The 246-nt window shown below is 58.5% G+C and carries 1 protein-coding gene; it reads right to left on the bottom strand.

All coding sequences use genetic code 11. From position 1 onward, the window contains the following. The coding region (locus AC0L2F_RS35920) for a TonB-dependent receptor domain-containing protein (protein ID WP_473251545.1) at positions 1-246 on the bottom strand (246 nt) is incomplete at both ends.

Below are 246 nucleotides of genomic sequence, written 5' to 3'. Positions count from 1 at the left end.
TCGGCGTTGCTCACGCGCCAGTCGAACTGTGATTCGGCGCCGGTAAAGCGCGCGCTGTTGTCGTTGCTGGCGATGTATTGGTTGTTGCGCAAGGGCGAGCTGATCATGTCGGTGATTTCGTCATAGAACAGCTTCACGTCGACGTTCAACCCGAGGTCGGCAAAGAAGCCGTTGTAGCCCAGTTCTCGGGAGCGCATCAACTCTTTATCGAGGTTGCCGGGGCCGCGCGTCACCAACCTCAGCTCA

The organism is Bradyrhizobium sp. Ken64, assembly GCF_055807555.1.
Note: the sequence above shows the minus strand (reverse complement) of the source record. Positions and strands in the feature narration are given on the sequence as shown.